The following is a 1,086-nucleotide window of genomic DNA, read 5'->3' on the forward strand; positions in this document are numbered from 1 at the left end:
CGAGCACGAGCAGGATCGGGGTGACGATGAACGCGCCGAGCCACTCCCACCGGTTGCGGCGGGCGAGCAGCGAGTAGGCGACGCCGACGGCCGCGACGGCGGCGGTGGCGAACTCGAACATGTTGCCCCACGGCGGCCGTGCCACGGCGATGCCGTGCATGAGGACGGACCCGACGAGCAGGATGGTGGCGAGGTAGGTGAGGGTCAGCCCGATGCTGCCCCACTGCCTGCTGCGCGTCGAGTCGGGCCCGTATGCCGCTGAGCCGGCTCCCGCGTCAGGCGCCGGCTCCCGTTGGAGGTCCTCGACAGCGGCGGCTGCGCCGGCCCCGACCAGCACGTCGGTGCGGGCGGCGGCGCGCTGCTCGGCCCGGCGTGGGGCGCGGGCGGACAGGTGCGTGACGAACGCGAGCATGGCGAGGGTGAAGACCACCATCGACGAGTAGAGCGCGTTGTTGGCCCAGCTGGCCAGGGTCTCGGGAGTCACGGTGCGGGTTTCCGTTCTGCAAGGTGGTCGTGCACGGCCTGGATGATGGCGGTCAGCCCGGCGTCGGAGTCCTTGGAGAGGCCACCGATGCTCACCACGGTAGTCGCTTGTCCGTCGGCACCAACGGCTCCGTCTGCCCGCCGGACGCGGACGAAGACACGGCGCCGCTTGATGGTCAGGGCGAGGATGAGGCCGCCGGTGGTGAGGATCGCGGACACGAGGGCGATCAGCTCGCCGGGGTCCTGGCGCACCGACAGGCCGGCGAAGCGCTTGACGGAGTCGAAGGTGATCGTGCCCCGGCCGCCGGGCAGCTCGTAGGTCTGCCCCGGCTTGAGCCGTACGAGGACGGGCGAGCCGTCCGGCTTGGTCAGCTGCTTCATCGACTCGGTGTTGAGCGTGTAGACCGACTGCGGCAAACCGCCCGGGAAGAGGGTGCCCTCCCAGACCGAGAGCGCGAGCTCGGGGTCGAGCGCGTCCGGGAAGATCGAGGCCGGACCGTTGCGGAAGGTGGGCTCCGCGGTGGGCAGGAAGAAGCCGGTGATGCCGAGCTGCTTCGGGGGCGGCAGGGCCGAGACCTTGACGACGCCGACGGAGCGGTAGTT

1 protein-coding gene and 1 pseudogene are annotated in these 1,086 nt (G+C 71.2%); both read right to left on the minus strand.

From position 1 onward, the window contains the following. Window positions 1-484: pseudogene (locus N864_RS22530) on the minus strand (c-type cytochrome biogenesis protein CcsB); the annotation flags it as partial. After that, window positions 481-1,086, minus strand: a 606-nt coding sequence (locus N864_RS22535; RefSeq protein WP_034722852.1) for a cytochrome c biogenesis ResB family protein, incomplete at its 5' end; no start/stop codon positions are given. The gene N864_RS22535 and the pseudogene N864_RS22530, both read right to left, overlap by 4 nt.

It is taken from the genome of Intrasporangium chromatireducens Q5-1 (assembly GCF_000576575.1).
In the GTDB taxonomy this organism is placed as follows: Bacteria; Actinomycetota; Actinomycetes; order Actinomycetales; family Dermatophilaceae; genus Intrasporangium_A; species Intrasporangium_A chromatireducens.